Genomic DNA, 17,001 nt, shown 5'->3' on the forward strand with positions numbered 1-17,001 from the left:
ATCATAAAAGTCTGCGACCGGCGGGGCTGTAAAAAACTATTTAACCGATGAACAATACAATATGTCTTTCTATATTAAAAATATAACCCGATGTTCACTTTGTGGAGAGCTGATCGGCAGTTTCAAAGAATCTCTGCTATTACCTTACATTGCAGATCCGGATTCACCACTTGCTTTTTTTGTGAGAAACTATGTTCACCGCAACTGCTTTAATAGTTGGGAGGATCATGATGACTTTATTCAAAGTTCATTTGAGCAGGAAGAAAGAATGATACAAAGAGGAAATTATGAGAAGGTTATTTTATATGACAGGTATTTTATAATTGATTATAAAAAACAGGAAGACACTTACCATATCAGGGATTGCTATTCCATATTGGAGATCAGGATTAGCATTGGGCAGGTAGGAGAACTGGGTGATTTTTTTGAAAAAATAAAAACAGGTGCTCATGCTCAACTTGAGGTGGGAAAATTGATATTCACTGCGAAAGGCAAAGAGGTTGTGATTGTTCATCATGACGAAGATGAAATTGGGGATGAAATTACAATACCTCACTCCCGGATCAATGATTATATCTTTGTTTTCAATTATATCAGGAGGTATAATGAGAAGAATGATCTCCTTTAATACATCTGGATAAGAGGATTACATACAATATTGAGGAAGCCGGAAAAATTAGAGAAAAAGGTTAAAATCTGCTTATAAATTGAACCTTTAAAAACATAAATTTACTTAAAAAATGAACGAGAAAGATCCTATAGAATCGGTATTATTTTATCACTTTGAAATAGACGTTATAGACAATAAGGAAGATTATTCCTTGATAAGAGTGGTAACCTATAAAAATAAGGGACAGCAAGGAGAAGAATACTATAACGGAGAATGGCATTCTTATAAGGGTGCATATAGCTACTATCCGGATCCAACACCGGGAGAGTTTATAGATGAAGCCAGAGCAAAGGAAATCATGAAGATCATCGATCAGGAAATCATATGATCTGCACCATTAATTGATAGTAGAAATTGGTAATAAAAAATTAAATTTGTTATTTCTATGTTGATCAGATTCTTCGCTACTGCACGAATCCTTTCGTGTGGCTTCTATTATACTTTTTTAGAAAATCTGTTGCACAAAGCCCGGGGACATCGTAGAACGGATTATAGTCAATGTATTTTCTGGATATTACCTTTGATGATAATATGATCACCATTTTTATTAAAATACAACACTTCTCTTATAATCCAATGTCTGTTTTCAACTGTATTTTCCTGTTTTAAATATTCATTGAAGATCTGTGAGATAAAGAAGGTCGTAAGAAAACCTGTTTTTTCTTTCATATTCATTGCAGTATCTTTCAAAATATCTTCGTAGGAAGGATATGTAGGAAGGTTTTCAAATAATTCTAAGGCAAAATTTTCACCTGTAAGCAGATCGTCTTCTATCAATTCATGAAGTAATTCTTCATATTTTGGACGCATTTTTTCATTAAAATCATTGAATTCAATACGGATCATCATTGGATGAATTTCTTTATTTTCAGAATATTTTCCGTAATAATGCTCATCATAAGTGATATGATAGGCATTCATTTCGTGATCATTAATATAAACTTGCATAGAATTTTATTTTTTACAGGAATCTGAGTACAGTATGAAAATCAAAGGTCAAGTCTATAAATCAATTCCTTTATCTCAGTTTGTCTGGCATTGGCGAAACCACTGTCAGTACCTATTTTTACAAAGCCGTTTTTTTCCAGGACTTTTTGTGAACCAAAATTGTCAAAAGCAACACGTCCAAAAATAGGTCTGGTTGTTTCAGCCTTCAGAAAATCCTTCAGTGCTGTTGTGGCAACCCCTTTTCCCCAAAACTCCCTGTCAATCCAATACGTAATTTCTGCATCACCTTCCATGATAAATTTCGCAATACTTCCCGCAATCACAGAATCAGCCATAATGGTCTGGTTGTTGACCGTTGGATCATCCAGCAATCTGGTATATTTAGCAAGGTAAGCTTCTTTATTTGTAGAATCCTGAGACATAAAGGCTGCAAGATGTCTGCCTTCAGGATCAAGCTGAAATTCAAATAGAATATTCAGATCCGCTACTGTGGTTGGTCTGAGATGTATTTCATAACTACTGTTTTTCATTGTAATGGAGGTGTTGGTTGATCTTCAAATATAAAACTTATTTAAGATTTCTACACAGTAACCTAATCTTTAAATCTGAGAAAAAATCAAAGATTTTTAAAAACTTATGTGTCCTTACTTTATGCAAGAATATCCTCTAAAGTTTACTTAAGTGTTTTAAAACTTTTGTGATTTTTGTGTTTTTTTAACCACAGATTTCACAGATTTTCACAGATGTTTGTGTCTTATGTAGCATACCTATAAAAAATCGAAGATTTTTATAACTTATGTGTTCTTACTTTACGCAAGAATATCCTCTAAAGTTTACTTAAGTGTTTTAAAACTTTTGTGACTTTTGCGGTTTATTTACCTGCATATTTCACAGATGTTTGTAGTTTTATAATCTTTACCCCCTTCAGAAGTCCCTCTAACCACTAGGAAAAGAGTCTGGACCCTCTTTGATAAGCCTCTCGAGCCCCTTATGTAACACCCTTTACCCCCTTATACAACCCCTATACCCCCTTACCCAAGGGGGTAGATCTCCTTACTTAAGAGGCTGGAGACACTTGCTCAAGGGGGTAGACGCTGTTCGGAAGTCCCTGGAGACGGTATGATAAGTGGGTAGAGCCCCTTAGATAACGGTCTGGAGGTAGTTTAGAAGTTTCAGGACACACTTGTATCATTGTCGATATACACTTATCTAAGTGTCTGCAGACCGTTCTTTAAGTGGTAAGAGTGACTAAGGAAGAAGCTAAAGGTATTTCTGTAAGGGGTTCCGGACACCTGGGTAAGTGTTGCAGATTATTTTTGAAGGGGGTGCAGACAGTTTGGAAAATACTTCCGGATACTTATAGAAATATCCGGAGGCTCTTTGAAAGTGCCTTCAGCCTTTGTATTGAATTCTATGTTTTTTATGAAAGTGCTAAACCAGCGTGGTTAATAATATTCAAATAATCTTTCTATTTTTTGTTGTATTACTCCCTGATCATCTGCTAATTCTTCATAAATGGAGTTGGCTTGTGGATCAAGTTTTACATTTTTATAAATGAGCTTAGATTTTTTTTGCTTAGTGGCATCTTCAAGAAGAGTTTCACTTCGCATTTCATTGATGTAGGTGTAAAAAATAGTGCTGTTAACCGGGGTTTCAAAGAAATTTCCGGTTTCTTCTGTTTTTATAAGACGGTTATTTTTGTCAAAATAAAACAGCTTGCTAAGGGATATATTGTGAGCGGAATCATTTGAAACTCTTTTGTACAGAGAATCCGAAACTTTTTCAAACCAGCCTGTAGTTTCTATCTTCTTATTTCCAGGATTAAAAGATTCAAAATAACGTTTGGCCTTGTCCTTTGAATTATAAGTGATGATCTTATTGATAGACCTTTCATGAGAAGGTCCGCTTCCGATAGCATTGTAATATTCTACTTTTGTCAGAAAACCCTCTTTGTCATAATAGGAAATATTTTTATAGCTGTTTTCCGTTGAATAAGTGATGATCTCTGTGATGGTTTTGGGATGCCCGAAATAGCTAGAAAACTGCAGGTCATTAATGATAGATTTTTCCTGACCACTTACAAGAGCATATAACAGAATAAAGAGATAGCTAAGTTTTGTTTTCATGTGGTAAACGTTGAGGTGTTCTAGAATTTCGATAAGTCTCAAATATAGGTAACTCTCTTCAATATTGAAAAATGGAATTGGCTTTTGTTTGAAATAGAATCTCCAAAGTCGGGAGGCTTTGGATTCTAGGTATTAAGTGGGTATTGTAGATTATTCTCTAAATGATAAGAAACTTGGGAAAAACCTCGTTGCTGTACAATTGTATTATGTGATTTTTATTAAAATAATTTTTTCAACGTTTATATTTTTATAAAAACTTAATCAATGAGTAATAACGATAAATTCTACAATCCTGAGAGATTATATTTTATAGGTTGGCTGAATGTTTTCACTTATAGTATTATTCCACATAAAGTATTTATGTGAAAACGGGGATATTTGCCTTATTCAGAGATTAATATGTAAAAAAGATGCAAGAAATTAGATTTAATACGTAATATTGGAAGATTAAATTGTTATTTTTGAATAAAATTATCAAGATATGATTTTAGACTTTAAAATAACAAATTATAAATCGTTTCAGGAAGAGACTACATTTAGTATGGTTGCTGAAACAAGTAAATTAAAATCTTCTAATATTCATCAAATTAAGAATGATATAGGAGAATTTTATAGAGCATCAAAAGTTTCAGTTATATACGGAGCAAATGCTTCGGGAAAATCAAATCTTCTTTCAGCATTGACAGATTTTATTTCATATATCATTAATCAGCCTAGGCTTGGAATGCAGGTAAAAATCCATAAGCCGTTTTCCTTTGATTTAGATAGTATGGACAAGCCAACTAAATATCAACTTACTTTTTTAGGACCACAGAACATTCGATATGAATATTCTGTGACTGTTGATTATTCTAGAATTATAGAAGAGAAGTTGAATTATTTTCCTGAAAAGAGACCTCGTAATATTTTTAAGCGTAAATCTAATGGAAAAAAGACAGAAGAAACAGATAATGAAATCAAATATGGAATTGAAGAGCATGTTGTTGATAAAAAAAAGTATTCTATATTTAGTAACCAATTATTGCTTTCGAAATTTGCTGAGGAGCCTCATGATATATTAAATAAGGTCTATCTTTATTTTAGAGATAGGTTTAATCTAGAAGTTTGTCATACAAATTATTCAGAATCACTAAGAGAAACTGCTGCAAAGATGCTTTTGAATAACAATAAGTTGACAGAGAATGTTAAAAAACTTTTTAAAGTAGCCGACACAAAAATTATTGACTTTAAAATAGAGGAAATTGAAGATAAAGATTCAATTAATTATTTTGGTATAGAGAGTTTAATAAAAGGAAAAAGTAAAAAAAAGGTACATGTTCACTTTACTCATGCTATCTATAAAAATAGCAATATAATTAAACGTGCTAGGGTTCAAATGCCACACAATAGTGAATCTAAAGGAACTCAGACATTGTTTACTATAGGAACCAATATATTCAATACATTAAGTAAAGGTCAAGTTTTAATAGTTGATGAATTAGATTCGAGTCTTCACCCTTATATTACAAAGATGCTCGTACAATTATTTCTTTCTGAAGAAATCAATAAATATGGTGCTCAACTCATTTTTAATACCCATGATGTTACTTTATTAGATGAAGAGCTCTTTAGAAAAGATCAAATATGGATAACTGAGAAAAGTGAAAAGGGAGTTAGCGAGTTGTTTTGTGTTAGTGATTTTGAAGGTCTTCGTGAAGATACACCTTTTGAAAAGTGGTATATGGCTGGAAAATTTGGGGGATTACCAAATATTCCAAATTTAGAAAAAATATTTTCTGAATGAAACTACTAATGAATAAAACAATGATGATCATTTGTGAGGGTACAGTTACTGAACCCAAATATCTTAATGATCTTGTTTCGGAAATTCAACAGAAAGCTCCAAATTATAAAATAATTATTTCACCAGTTCCTCCAAAGGAAGAATTGGAAGAAGAGAATAAACAAAGCTACAAAAGAAAACCTAGAAAAAGAAGAATTGTTAAGGAAGTAGAAGATGAACCAAATCATTTATTTATTCCAGAAGTGTATCGAGCACAGCCTTTGGAATATGTTTGGAGAGCGAGAGAAGCACTAAATGTATATGGAGAAGTATGGGCAGTATTTGATAGAGATGAACATCCTGCTCTCAGTGATGCTTTTGAGTTAGCAAAAAAATCGGTTGATTCGAAATTTGTAAATATAGCATTTTCTTCCAGATCTTTTGAAATGTGGCTATTACTTCATTTCGAATTAAATACTAAAAATTTTGTAAAAACATTATGTAGAACAAGAACATACTTAGGAAAGGGGAAAAAGAAAAAGAAACATGATGAGTATCATTTATGTGGTGAAGGTAAAAGTCATCCAAAAGATTGTAAAGGTGAGATATGTATTACTGGCTACATGAAGGAAAATAATTTTATTCCCAAAGATATTGATATAAAAAACGTTAGTTTTAAAGGGATTTTTAGAGATAATGTATTTGTGGCTATGGAACATGCTTTAAGACTTCGGAAGATAGTAGGTTCAAAAGAATCTAAATCTTTAGATAAACTTGATCCGTTTACTGATTTTGATAGACTCGTTTTTAAATTAATAAACATTGAATATGATTATCAATGGATTCAATCTCATACCTTTAATATTAAAAATGTTGTATTTAATGTTTTAGTTAATGATAATTTATTAGTGCTAAATATTCAAAATAATTCCAATGTCACATATATTTTTAGTCCGGAACATTTTTGCTTGTTAGATATTCGCAATAATTTCATCAGTTATTCAGGAGAAGGGAAAGCGATAGATAAAAATAAAGCGATGGAGATTGTTTTATTTAATTTGGAAGAGATTGGCAATTTTACACCTGCATTTCTGCGCATATCTGTGGACAGTAAAATGAATAGATTAATTGAATTATAATTAATTGTCGTGTTTGTCTTTCTTTGGAATTATTTTTTTAGCTATAATCAAACATTCAAATTAGCAAGTGTCTTAGTTTATAATGAGTAAATCCCAACTCTCGTCAGGATTTATTTGATAGTTTAATATATTTTTTCATATCAAAATCAAAGAGTTCTTGTATTGTAACATTGAGTTCTTTGCTTATTATGAGTAGGGTATCATATCGTGGATTAGTATTCCCTCTTTCCAATTCTCCTATTGTTTTTTTTGCATGTCCGGTTCTTAAGCCCAGTTCTTCTTGTGAAATAGGTTTATTAGTCTCAGGGTTTATAACTTTCTTTCTTAATTCAGAAATTCTATAACCAAGAGCTTTTTTACAGTTATTAAGCTCGATATCATTCATTAACTGTAAAATTCTAAGATTAGTTTTAAAATTTAGGATACTTATAAGTATCCTTTTTATTTTTTTTGTACATTTATAAAAAAATACAAACATGAAAAAGACAAGCACACATTTTGAGCCTCAGTTTTGGAAAGGTGGTAAGAAGCGTTCCGGGTTACAGCTGATGGAGAACTTTTTCCAGTTCAATGATCTGGTAGCCTCTAAAGAGAAGTTAAACAGCATTATGAGTTACGCTGTAAAGCGAAATAGCTGGATCAATGAAGATCCAGCGGTAGTTTTTCAGTTTTATCAGGCGGTGCGGTCGTTTGTGCGTGCATGCTACCTTATCCATTTAGAAGGGAAGAAACGGGTTGCAGATCCTCCGGTAGAAAATCTTTCTCCATGGGTTCTCGGCTTGCTTTCGGAGAAAGAATACCAAAATCCAGTGTTGGTTTTTAAAAAAGCGTTTAAAGAATACAGCGTCAAAGAGTTTGATTATTTTATGTCCGGGATCGTCTATTTCTCAATGGGTATGTATGAAAATCTGCCGGAAAGAAATATCATCAATCCGTACATTCATCTGATAAAAATGCTGGATGCGGGACATCTTTTGCTGGAAAGGAGATGGAAGTAGGAGCTGGGAGCGGGAAGATGGAAGAAGGAAGGTAGTTTGAGTTGTAGTGACGTATGGTTGGTATGGCAACATCTTATTTCAACGCTGTCATTCTGAATGAAATGGAATGTAATGAAGAATCTCAAATATTTCAGAGAGATTCTTCCTTCGTCATAATGACAGTGTTAAGCTAAGGATTTTAAAGCAAAGGTTTATAATATTATTCTTCTATTACAGGGAGCAAAGAGGGAATCAATTTCATTGATTTTTCTAAGCGGATGCAAAGCCATACAGCTTCATTTGCGACTTTGTCGCCATTTTTGCTCCCTTATTAATAAATGGATTGAATAATTTCTTTGCGTCAAAAAAACGGTTCTTCATGCAACCCTTCCACCTGATCAGAGTACATTATTCTATCCAGAAATGTCCTGTAGAATAGGTTCTGGCTTTACCTGCTACAATCACTCTTTCATTTTTGTTTTCACAATAAAGCTCACCACCTCTTTCAGAAAGCTGGCGGGCAAAAAGTTTATCTTTTCCTAATCTTGATGACCAGAACGGGATAAGTGAGCAGTGGGCAGAACCGGTTACAGGATCTTCAAGAATTGAGGACTGCGGGGTAAAATATCTTGAAACAAAATCACTGTCAGTGCCTGCTGCTGTCACTACAACGCCTCCCGGATCGAGGTTGATGAGGTCAAAAACGGATCTTTCAATACTGATTTTTCTGATGTCGTCTTCAGACTCATATACCAGAACGTAATCTCTTGACCGGAAGACTTCTTTCGGCTGTATATTGAGAGACTGAGCAATAGTGTCCGGAAGAGTAGAAGGTTCAGGCATTCTTGACGGGAAATCCATATAATAAAATCCGTCTTTTACATCAACGGTCAGTTCGCCGCTTTTGGTTTCAAAAATGATTCTGCTGTGCTGATAATTTAAGATGGAAGCCAGGCAATGAGCGGTGGCCAGGGTGGCATGTCCGCATAAATCCATTTCAATCTCAGGGGTAAACCATCTCAGATGGATGGTATTGCCGTTATCAATAAAAAAGGCTGTTTCTGCCACGGCATTTTCACGGGCTATTTTTAAAAGGGTCTCATCAGGCAGCCAGTTTTTCAATGGAACAACACAGGCCGGATTTCCATGGAAAATCTCTTCTGTAAACGCATCTATCTGATATAATTCTAATTTCATAATGGAGAAAATTTAAGTCTGTAATAATTCAAAGATGAAAATAATATTTTGTTTGGTGTTGATTTTTTATAACTGTTTCTGCTTTTTAAACACGGAAAAACCTTCTGATGATTCTTCTCTTCTTTTTGTTTTTAAAGCGAAAAGGGGATGATTGCTCAATAATTTCATAGCAGCCGATTCGCCTTTCCAGGTCGGGTCTCTGTCCAGAAAATAAAAAACAGCATCATCACTGGTTTTTATTTCAAAAAAATATGACGGAAACTTATTCAGTGTGTTTCTTACAGGCATATAGGTAAGTTCTTCTATTTGCTCTGAAGAGTAAGATATTCCGTTAATGATAAGGCCGTCATCAGTCAGAAAAACATCCGCCGGCGGAAGATTTTTTTCCAGCATCCGGTATTCTGATAAACATACCAATATAAAAAACAGAAGGGCCAGTATATTGGGAAAAGCCAGTTTCACAAGATCTTCTTCCTCTTTGCTGATACAGTAAATCAGTATTGATACCAAAAGAACAATCATAACAATGATTCCATATCTGAAAAAGAAGAATTTGAAATAACCCGGATTTAATTTTTTCATGAATAACAGTGTTGGCCTTCCTTACCATTACGTTCAGATGGCAAAAAATGTATTATGTTCTATAAAAATACGAAAGTTTGTCATAATATTTCATCTGATATTTCTCATCAATCTGCTTGAAACCAGATGTAGCTTCTGAGGAATGGTCTGCATAAAAATCAGCTGTTGGTTCAAACTATTGCAACTACAGAACAGAGAGGCCGGAAAACTTGGATATGAAGTGGAAAAAAAAGAATTTTGAGCCCTGTAATTCAATAAGTATCATTCCATTAAAAAAAAATAAAGTTTACTGCAGCTACAGAATGGTGAGGCCAAAAAACTTGGATATGAAATAGAAAAAAAAGAATTTTGAGCCCTGTAATTACAAAAATATCATTCCGTTTCAGAAAAGTAAAGACTACTGCAACTACAGAATAGAGAGGCCGGAAAACTTTTATAAGAGCAAAAGAAAAATGAAATTTGAACGCTGAAGAATGTGAGTCGTCATTGAGTTCAAAAATAGTATACGGAGCACACAGAAGCAGTATAAAAAATGTAGTGGTTGCTGGTCTCAAATAAAACGGCAACACATTGACAAGTACGTGGTCTTTCTGATGAGAACCACAGTCGTTCATAAGGATGAGACCAAAAATCGCCCGGAAAATACAGAATTTCATTCAAGGCGGTTGCCTGTCATCATGCGGGTATTTCCCGAATCATCAATTTTTATCAAAACTAATTTCAATAATCACATGAGTACACCTTTAAATATAATTTTCAGCTGGTTTGAAAAAGGCGATATTCCTACAGAACATCAGTTTAAGGAGACCTTTTCTTCATTCCGCCATTTAGACGAAAAGATCAAGATGGACGAGGTGGCGGGCTTGCAAGAAGCTTTCCAAAAAACACTGTCTGTAAATCATCTCGAAGATGAAAATGCACATCATCTTTTCCTGGCAAAGCTCAATGCATCCAACCTCACCGCTGCCAATGTAGCTGAGTGGAAAGAAAAACTAAAAATCAAATTTGCTGCGACTGTAGATGGGGACGGAGAGACCGGAAATGTCTATACAAAAGAGCAGGTGAGTGAATTTGTGAATATGCTTCAGGCAAAGGACAATGAAATGCTTGAACATATTACAAAAATCAACGCATTGCTTGCTTCTGATGATGTAAATCTTGATGAAATCCAGAAAATCGTAGACTACATCAAAGAAAACAGAACCCAGATAGAATGGCTTAAAGAAACTGTTATGAACGGCAGCTTTGATGATAAGATCAAACTGATAGGAAGCTATTCAAACTGGGGTGCAGTCACGTATCAGAATCAGCTTAATGACTTGATATATGATAAAATTAAAAAAATAGAGGACGCAGCCGCTGCTGAAAAAATCAAACACGAAGAGAGAGTGAGGGGAGACTCCAGGATACAGCACAATCTGGACACATTCAGTTTTGTGATTGATGCCTATGACACTGTTACAATGTTTACAGTCCCCATTAAAGTAAGACGGATAGACCCCAATACCATTGAAGTGCTATTCGATTCATTACCCCCAAATATAATTCAGTTAACAATCAAAAAAATATAATTATGGACATTAAATACGCTTATTATCGAAGCTCTGTTGGATACAAAATTGAAGGAAAAACAGACAATGATATTTTAACTGCCGGAGGCAGCACGAGACCAATCAGTTCTTTCTGGCATGACGGAAATTTGAATCCGTTGGATTATGTGCCGAAAACACGAACCTTAACCATTAACGGGACTTCTTATGATTTGTCAGCCAACAGATCATTTACAACACCGGACACCATTACCCGATTAAAAGGTGGCGCATCCGGTTCTTTGGTTGCCGGAGATGTTACCCTTGCGGCAGGTGCTAATATGGCAGTTACTCAATCCGGAACTACCATCACATTAGCTTCTACGGATACAACTTATAGTGCAGGTAACGGTCTTACATTGGCAGGAACTACGTTTTCTTTACCGGTCACTACTTCCGGTACAGGGAATGTGGTTACAGGAATTACCCAGACGACCAACGGAATAACAGTGTCTCTGGGCTCTATGCCTACCTCAGCGGATCTGGCTAATTATATCCCGTTATCACAAAAAGGTACAGCAAACGGGGTAGCTTCACTGGATGCATCAGGGCAGGTTCCGGCATCTCAGTTGCCATCTTATGTGGATGATGTTTTGGAAGGGTATTATAAAGTGGCTGACGGAAAGTTTTATAAAGAAGCGGCTTATACCAATCTGATCGCAGGAGAAACAGGTAAAATTTATGTATCTCTTGATAATAACAAGACTTACCGATGGACAGGAACTACATTCGTTTATATCACTTCCGGGGCTGTAGATTCTGTAAATGGATTAACAGGGGTTGTAGTCTTAAACAAATCCCATGTCGGTTTAGGAAATGTTGATAATACGGCAGATGCTGCGAAAAGTGTTCTTTCCGCTACGAAATGGGCGACAGTGAGAACCATTACGCTTTCCGGAGTCACTGCAACGGCACAGAATATTGACGGTTCAGGAAACGTAACAGTACCCGTAACGGCTGTTCCTGCTACATTACTTACAGGAACTGCAGCAGTCAATACAACAGGGTCAGCTGCAAAACTGACTACACCGAGAACAATCTCTGCTACAGGTGATGCTGCATGGACAACAACCTTTGACGGTTCGGCAAACGTAACCGGGGCATTAACATTAGCTGCAACAGGAGTAGCTGCAGGTACTTACGGTCAGGTTACAGTGGATGCTAAAGGTAGAGTGATAGCAGGAAGTAATGTTTCAAGTTCATACACCACTTCTATTTCCGGAACTGCAGCAGTGACCCACAATTTAGGTTCAAGAAATGTAGATGTTATCATGTATGATACAGTAACATTTTATAAAATAGATGGCAGGATAAAACTAACCGATCCGAATAAGATAGATATTGAATTTGATTCTGCCCTGCCTAATCCTGTATCTGTAACAGTAACCCGTAAAGATATTTAAAATGGATGTTAAATACTCATATTATAACACCTCTAAAGGCTATAGAGTAACGGGCGGTACAGCCGCCCAGTTTTTAAAGGCTGATGGTTCTTTAGATAATACTTCTTATGCTGCTCTTAATGGTGTTCAGACATTTACTAATGTCAATACTTTTTCACAGAGTCCGGTTATACCTGCGGGTACATTAAATGGTCATGCTGTAAATGTTGGTCAGTTAAATAATAATTTAAATAATTATTTTCCTAAAAAAAATACTGTAGGAATAACTGTTAACTTAAATGATTTAACCTTAGAAGGGATTTATTACGGTTATCAGTGGGTAAATTCACCATTAGTATCACCTACCGGTATTGCAACGGTAACTGTAAAAAAATATTCCAATGACTGGATCAGGCAGGAATTTGATTTAATAGAAGGAGGTACAGGATTAACCTATGTAAGAGATCGCCATAATGGAACTACATGGGGTGATTGGAAGATTGTAGCAAACAGAGACTGGGTTACAAGTCAACTGACTGATAAAGTAAATAATGTGAACAGTGCTACCGGTGTAGGATTTAATTCCGGGAATGCAGATTCTCCTTTTATGCAGCATTCTGCATCAGGTGTGATTAATCTTGCTACACAAAACTGGGTGTCCAACAATTTTACAACACCTTCATTTTTAGCTCAGAATTATGCTTTAAGAGCAGGGTCTAACGCAACAGATACCTGGGTTAATACCTCTTATGGTCTTACTACAAATCCATACATTCCCGGTAAAACATTTAATGCTTCCGGTGCCTGTTATTTGCAGGAAGCTACTTATGGGAGTGCAATGGGGTTTTTGAACAGCCCGGGAACCGGTGCGGGAAACCCTACGGATGATTGGTGGTTCAGGCTTAAAATGCTTCACAGTAATGCCAATGGGTATTATGGTGAGATAGGGGTGAAAATGACGGGAGGCGGTAATTCTCTTCGGTATAAAAGATTCGAAAATGGAGTAGACAGTGGATGGATAGAAGTGTGGGACAAGCAAAATCTAACCCAGGGAAGTATCAATAACTGGAATGCAGCCTACAACAATATTTTATCAGATATATTAAACTTTAATAATAACCAGGGCGACTTCACAAGATACTATAAATTAGACGGTTCGTCTTTTGACAAACTGAGGATAGGAACAGGTATCGTAGATACAAGAGTGATGGGGAATGGACTTGGGTCAGACGGTTCAAGTACTTTCTTGCCTAATTCGGGAAATAAAGCTTTAAATCATAAATTATTACCGCTATTTCATGAAGTCTCAGGCAGAGGGTTTCAGTCTTCATTAATCCTTAAAGGGTGGACAGATGCATACAGAGCATGGAGAATAACAGGCCCGGCAGACGTAAGCAGCCAGGAAGGAGATTTCTTCTTAAGCCAGACAGTATCTGATACCGGAAAGTGGTTGAAAGAAAGGAAAATATGGACAGATAAACACTTTTCCGAGAGTAACATCAATAGCTGGAACTATGCTGTTTCTAATGGTATTCAGCTCAACCTTGAGTTTACGACCAATACAGGCGAAGGCTTAGTAATTGCAGACAATCATACCGGTAATGGTGAATCAGGTATTATAGATGCTAATCTGAAAAAATTTGTAGCAACAAAAAGAAAAGAGTACTATTTTTATGGTTCTGATTTTGGTACAAATAATGATTTTGAAGGTTTGAACTACCATTGGAAATGGAAACGTTTCGGAATGGGAAGAAAGGCCAATGAGAATGATAAGCTAACCGTAGAAGGATCTGTAAAAGCAGGTGGAAACTTTAAATCAGATGATGAAAACCCTAATACGGTATTCATTCCTAATGGTAAAGTAGCCAATCTCACAGATGAAATCATTAATGACGAAGCGGATTATACCATTAGATTAGATCCGCATGAATATGAATTCGGTTCTTCCAGCTATCTTGATATCGGTGATAGAAACAGACTTATCCATGTTATAGGAAACTATGTTAAGATGACTGTCAATTTCAAGGAAATTTTTCCAAAGCAACAGATCGTTATTTATAATTTTAGCGAGGACGGTAATCCGATGGCAATCCGATTATATGACCAAACCATTTATAAAGTCAATTCAGGCTGCTTGCTTAGATTGTATGTAACAAGATCACTAAGAGTAATTGCAGAAAGGGAACAACCTATTGAGATGATCTGGTAAAAAGTTTTATAAATATTCCGGGGAAGAATGAAATCAATAAACTTTCCCAATGATTTAATAGGATAAAAACCCGCAATCACAGGATGAAAATCTTCTGATTGTGGGTTTTTTATGATGTTGTAGCCGTGATGGAACTATCGGACAAGGAACCAGATTAAGGCACCGATTCCGGCATAAGCAGTAACGGTAATGATATCAGCTATGGGTTGTGAAAAACGTTTTTCTGCAATTTTCTCACTGTTGATCTGATTCTTGTGAAATTTCAAAACCTTTTTAGGACTGCGAACCGGGTGGGCAACCAGGCTGTCGCTTTCCCATCGGTCAACGATTATTTTATAGGATTTGCCATCAACGTCAATTTTAACATTTTTATTGGGGGCCAGTTTCTCCTGGATATTAATCGGGGCAGGGGATTGGGCAGCAGGTATGTTTTTCGCCTGCATAGAATTATTATCGGCCAATACAGCAGCTTTTGTTGGCTCCTGTTTATTATCAGTAGCTGTAGCGGTCTGTTTTTTTACCTGGTAAGTATAACAACCGGTAAAAGAAAATGATATGATGATGAGGTAAAGATACTTTTGCATTAGCCAAATTTAAGAATTAAACGGAAAAATCCGAATTTTCTTTTAAAAGATCCTGTTTTTGTAAAAAAATACAGCACCAGATGAAAAATCCGGAGGGTAAAATAAAACATATGTGTGCCCGGCTGTTTGTGAACCTTCTGATTGGTACATTCAATCATTTTTTTCAGATCCTTAAAGTAATAAATTATTGAAAATCAACATCTGTTATTTGTAAAATATGAGAAAAGGAGCAGAAGGTTGACGGTAATAATTCGGAAATTATCATATACAATGTTTGCCGGGATGGTATGCTCCTGTTAATATTGTCATGATATCATGTATTGACAATTATTCAATACGGGTTTTCCGAAAATTCAATGATTAGTAAAATACACAACATGAGCGAAAGAAAAAAGAACAACAGAAGTAAAGAAATTTCAGAACAATATCTCGAATTTTTAGATCGCCATATAGAAGATGTTCTTTCTGCGAGAACGGCAGATTTTATGAGCCTGAAGCAGATTGCTTCAGAATTGGCTATTTCCCATAAGCATCTTATAGATGTTATCCAGCATGAATTTGGCCGTCATCCCAGCTATTTCTACGATTTTAGAATTATCAGGGTAATAAAGGAAATATTATTAAAAGAAGAGGTGTCCATTGCTGAAGTTGCGAGAAAATTCTCCTATGACCCTTCTAACTTTTCAAAGTTTTTCAAAAGGCAGACAGGTCAGACCCCGGGAAGCTTCCGCAGGCAAAATAAAGATTAAATTTCTAAAGAATATCATATCAATCAGTAAAGGAGCTCTGAAAAGAACTCCCTTATTGATTTTCACTTTTGTGAACCGGTTGATGCTTGTGTACTATTGAAACATCCTCCGCCATTTGGTCATGGTATTTCTGCTTAGTCCAAAGTGTTCAGCGATCTCAAGGTTATTCATTTTGTGATTTTTTTGATACGTAAGGATGCGCTGAATATCCGCTTCGTTATAGGATCGAAGTTTTTGATTCATCTTTCTGATGTCTTTATCTCTGGTGCCAAAGATCCTGTTGTTCAGTTCCAGAATATCCATGGCAGAAAGCATTTTCTTTCCCAATAATTTTTCGCATTCCGCCTTCTTATGGGGGAATTTCAGGTCGATGATGTCTGAATAGATCCGTTTATAGTTAGGTTGGTTCTTTTTTTTCATTTTTATTATAAATTCTGGATGAAGTAATCCGGTAGATTATTTTGTTTTTTTATTTCTGATTTGATGCTGTCATTTATTATTTTTTGCTATCCACTTGCATAATGTAGTATAAGGAATTCCATAATCATCTGTGATCTGACGTCTGGTCTTTTCTTGTTTTTCTATCAGTTCCAGAATAAAATCTATCATCTCCTGAGTATAAATATTCTTCCTGAAACGGGGAAGCTTTGATGCGTTAGATTCCCGGATTGATGCGGAAGGTGGAGCATATAAGATCAGATGTTGGGAATATATTCTGAAGAAATCATATTCAAGCAGCTTGCTCCATCTCAGTAGAATATCAGTTGGCAGGCTTTCCTGAAGATACATTTCGTTAATTTCAATTTCTGTACATTTCATAAAATTACAGATACGGGGTGAGTCAATGTTGTTTTCTTTGACCCGTAACTGTATGAGTTGCCCAATATGAATATTTCTAAAATTTGACTCCATAAACAGTGCTTCTTTAAAAGGGGAGAAGGATTATCTGTGCTATCAATCAATAGTCAGATGATATTGATTTTACAAATACCTTCAGTTAAAATAGTATTGATTCGGTATTCATTACCTTTTTTTCAGATCTCATTTTCAATACCTGAGTCTTAAGTATATGCAATGCTGTATTATT

18 protein-coding genes are annotated in these 17,001 nt (G+C 35.4%); 9 read left to right on the forward strand and 9 right to left on the reverse strand.

Features of this window, described 5'->3' with window-relative positions:
- The first annotated feature begins 61 nt into the window (after positions 1 to 61).
- Both ACTJJF_RS01625 and ACTJJF_RS01630 read left to right on the forward strand, forming a co-directional pair.
- Positions 62 to 628 carry a hypothetical protein gene (locus tag ACTJJF_RS01625; RefSeq protein ID WP_440698463.1) on the forward strand — a complete coding sequence of 189 codons (567 nt, stop codon included), beginning with the start codon at positions 62 to 64 and terminating at the stop codon, positions 626 to 628.
- A 112-nt stretch (positions 629 to 740) separates the two neighbouring features.
- Complete coding sequence (locus tag ACTJJF_RS01630) at positions 741 to 998, forward strand: hypothetical protein (RefSeq protein ID WP_312296761.1); 258 nt, start codon at positions 741 to 743, stop codon at positions 996 to 998.
- Positions 999 to 1,165: 167 nt separating this feature from the next.
- Here the strand turns inward: ACTJJF_RS01630 and ACTJJF_RS01635 are convergent, their stop codons facing one another.
- From ACTJJF_RS01635 to ACTJJF_RS01645, 3 genes are all read right to left on the reverse strand, one after another.
- Positions 1,166 to 1,618, reverse strand: a complete 453-nt coding sequence (locus tag ACTJJF_RS01635) for a hypothetical protein (protein WP_440698464.1) — start codon at positions 1,616 to 1,618, stop codon at positions 1,166 to 1,168.
- A gap of 41 nt (positions 1,619 to 1,659) precedes the next feature.
- Positions 1,660 to 2,148, reverse strand: coding sequence for a GNAT family N-acetyltransferase (locus tag ACTJJF_RS01640; RefSeq protein WP_440698465.1), 489 nt, complete (start codon positions 2,146 to 2,148; stop codon positions 1,660 to 1,662).
- Positions 2,149 to 3,063: 915 nt separating this feature from the next.
- Positions 3,064 to 3,744, reverse strand: coding sequence for a hypothetical protein (locus ACTJJF_RS01645; RefSeq protein ID WP_440698466.1), 681 nt, complete (start codon positions 3,742 to 3,744; stop codon positions 3,064 to 3,066).
- 481 nt (positions 3,745 to 4,225) lie between these two features.
- Between ACTJJF_RS01645 and ACTJJF_RS01650 the strand changes: the two genes are divergently transcribed.
- Both ACTJJF_RS01650 and ACTJJF_RS01655 read left to right on the forward strand, forming a co-directional pair.
- Positions 4,226 to 5,527 (forward strand): AAA family ATPase, encoded by a 1,302-nt coding sequence (locus ACTJJF_RS01650; RefSeq protein WP_440698467.1) that lies wholly within the window; start codon positions 4,226 to 4,228, stop codon positions 5,525 to 5,527.
- Positions 5,524 to 6,645, forward strand: a complete 1,122-nt coding sequence (locus tag ACTJJF_RS01655) for an RloB family protein (RefSeq protein ID WP_440698468.1) — start codon at positions 5,524 to 5,526, stop codon at positions 6,643 to 6,645. Before ACTJJF_RS01650 ends, ACTJJF_RS01655 begins: the two co-directional genes overlap by 4 nt.
- A gap of 103 nt (positions 6,646 to 6,748) precedes the next feature.
- Here ACTJJF_RS01655 and ACTJJF_RS01660 read toward each other — a convergent pair whose 3' ends face one another.
- The gene (locus tag ACTJJF_RS01660; protein ID WP_105700717.1) at positions 6,749 to 7,030 is read right to left on the reverse strand and encodes a helix-turn-helix domain-containing protein; all 282 of its coding nucleotides are present in this window, start codon (positions 7,028 to 7,030) and stop codon (positions 6,749 to 6,751) included.
- Between the two features lie 91 nt (positions 7,031 to 7,121).
- Between ACTJJF_RS01660 and ACTJJF_RS01665 the strand changes: the two genes are divergently transcribed.
- Positions 7,122 to 7,643, forward strand: coding sequence for a hypothetical protein (locus tag ACTJJF_RS01665; RefSeq protein WP_440698469.1), 522 nt, complete (start codon positions 7,122 to 7,124; stop codon positions 7,641 to 7,643).
- 387 nt (positions 7,644 to 8,030) lie between these two features.
- Here ACTJJF_RS01665 and ACTJJF_RS01670 read toward each other — a convergent pair whose 3' ends face one another.
- Positions 8,031 to 8,819, reverse strand: a complete 789-nt coding sequence (locus ACTJJF_RS01670; RefSeq protein ID WP_440698470.1) for a PhzF family phenazine biosynthesis protein — start codon at positions 8,817 to 8,819, stop codon at positions 8,031 to 8,033.
- Between the two features lie 66 nt (positions 8,820 to 8,885).
- Positions 8,886 to 9,401 (reverse strand): hypothetical protein, encoded by a 516-nt coding sequence (locus tag ACTJJF_RS01675; protein WP_312296781.1) that lies wholly within the window; start codon positions 9,399 to 9,401, stop codon positions 8,886 to 8,888.
- Positions 9,402 to 10,132: 731 nt separating this feature from the next.
- Between ACTJJF_RS01675 and ACTJJF_RS01680 the strand changes: the two genes are divergently transcribed.
- The 3 genes from ACTJJF_RS01680 to ACTJJF_RS01690 are packed head-to-tail and all read left to right on the forward strand — an operon-like array spanning position 10,133 to position 14,581.
- Positions 10,133 to 10,972, forward strand: a complete 840-nt coding sequence (locus ACTJJF_RS01680) for a hypothetical protein (protein ID WP_312296782.1) — start codon at positions 10,133 to 10,135, stop codon at positions 10,970 to 10,972.
- Between the two features lie 2 nt (positions 10,973 to 10,974).
- Complete coding sequence (locus tag ACTJJF_RS01685; RefSeq protein WP_440698471.1) at positions 10,975 to 12,393, forward strand: hypothetical protein; 1,419 nt, start codon at positions 10,975 to 10,977, stop codon at positions 12,391 to 12,393.
- 1 nt (position 12,394) lies between these two features.
- The gene (locus tag ACTJJF_RS01690) at positions 12,395 to 14,581 is read left to right on the forward strand and encodes a pyocin knob domain-containing protein (RefSeq protein WP_440698472.1); all 2,187 of its coding nucleotides are present in this window, start codon (positions 12,395 to 12,397) and stop codon (positions 14,579 to 14,581) included.
- Between the two features lie 134 nt (positions 14,582 to 14,715).
- Here the strand turns inward: ACTJJF_RS01690 and ACTJJF_RS01695 are convergent, their stop codons facing one another.
- Positions 14,716 to 15,165, reverse strand: a complete 450-nt coding sequence (locus tag ACTJJF_RS01695) for a hypothetical protein (protein WP_440698473.1) — start codon at positions 15,163 to 15,165, stop codon at positions 14,716 to 14,718.
- A gap of 377 nt (positions 15,166 to 15,542) precedes the next feature.
- Between ACTJJF_RS01695 and ACTJJF_RS01700 the strand changes: the two genes are divergently transcribed.
- Complete coding sequence (locus tag ACTJJF_RS01700) at positions 15,543 to 15,914, forward strand: helix-turn-helix domain-containing protein (RefSeq protein WP_312296788.1); 372 nt, start codon at positions 15,543 to 15,545, stop codon at positions 15,912 to 15,914.
- 93 nt (positions 15,915 to 16,007) lie between these two features.
- Here the strand turns inward: ACTJJF_RS01700 and ACTJJF_RS01705 are convergent, their stop codons facing one another.
- The gene (locus ACTJJF_RS01705) at positions 16,008 to 16,334 is read right to left on the reverse strand and encodes a helix-turn-helix domain-containing protein (protein WP_312296790.1); all 327 of its coding nucleotides are present in this window, start codon (positions 16,332 to 16,334) and stop codon (positions 16,008 to 16,010) included.
- Positions 16,335 to 16,403: 69 nt separating this feature from the next.
- Positions 16,404 to 16,733 (reverse strand): hypothetical protein, encoded by a 330-nt coding sequence (locus ACTJJF_RS01710; RefSeq protein WP_440698474.1) that lies wholly within the window; start codon positions 16,731 to 16,733, stop codon positions 16,404 to 16,406.
- Between the last annotated feature and the right edge of the window lie 268 nt (positions 16,734 to 17,001).

The sequence above is a fragment of the Chryseobacterium sp. 22458 genome (genome assembly GCF_052044975.1).
In the GTDB taxonomy this organism is placed as follows: domain Bacteria; phylum Bacteroidota; class Bacteroidia; order Flavobacteriales; family Weeksellaceae; genus Chryseobacterium.